The organism is Megasphaera cerevisiae DSM 20462 (genome assembly GCF_001045675.1).
Lineage (GTDB): Bacteria > Bacillota > Negativicutes > Veillonellales > Megasphaeraceae > Megasphaera > Megasphaera cerevisiae.
The window spans coordinates 1-1050 of sequence record NZ_LEKT01000129.1 but is presented as its reverse complement, the minus strand read 5'-3'; the positions used below and the strand labels follow the sequence as shown (position 1 = coordinate 1050).

General features: G+C 35.4%; 1 protein-coding gene. It reads left to right on the top strand.

Going from position 1 to position 1050, the window contains the following annotated elements; all coding sequences use genetic code 11:
- The coding region (locus tag AB840_RS15345; protein ID WP_236684564.1) for an Abi family protein at positions 1-1015 on the top strand (1015 nt) is incomplete at its 5' end.
- Positions 1016-1050 lie beyond the last annotated feature (35 nt).

The window sequence follows — 1050 nt, the reverse complement described above, 5'->3', positions numbered from 1 at the left end:
AATCTCTACGGGGATCGGTGCGAAGGAAAAGCCTTCTCCATTATTGGGAGGAGGCTTTTTTCTTTTGAAAGAATTTAAAACTATTGATGAGCAGATACAGCTTCTTCGCGAACGCGGGTTGGTAATTGACGATACAGAAAGAGCCAAGGCATACTTGCTTACTCAAAATTACTATAACATTATCAATGGCTATGCTAACTATTTCCCGCGCAATGGTGATCAATATACTGCTAGCACTAACTTTGATGAGATTGCCAATCTGTATGTATTTGAGCGAGAAATAAAGCAGGCCATATTCCAAGCTATCATTGATATGGAAACACATCTCAAAGCAGTGTTTGCCTATCGCTTTGCCGAATCCTACCCCAATACTCCATACGCCTATTTGAATGTTGACTGTTATGATAAAGAAAAGACGCGGTCTGTTATATCGACAATATCAAAATTGTCTAAAACAATTGCAAAACATAAGAAGTATAATGATAATAGCATTGCGCATTACGTAAAGCAGTATAAAAATATTCCTATATGGGTTTTAGCAAACTATCTTGATTTTGGTGATTTGCGCTATATGCTAACATCCTCCACAACAAAGGTACAAAATGCAGTGGCAAAAGACATGACAACTTTTATTCGTGTCCATATTCCATCCGTAACAACCTTCTCGCCAGAAATAATGATCAGCTTTATAGAAAATATTAATGATGTTAGAAATATTTGTGCTCATAACAATAGACTAATAGGTTTTATCTGTAGACGCGATAGTAAATACTGGAAACCATTACATGAAAAATATAAAATTGACGCAAGCTCTGATCGAAGAACGGTATTTTCTGTACTTATTACACTTCAATGTTTCCTAAGTATCAGTGAATATGGAACTTTACATAATAAAATACGAAAAGAAACTCGTCACTTAGCTAATCGTTTAAAAACCATTTCTGCCAATCAAATTCTTACAAAGCTTGGGTTTCCTGCTGGCTGGCATGAGACCACTGAAAAAATAAAATATTAATTATTATTCTAATGTTAGAAATCCCGCATCCTGCT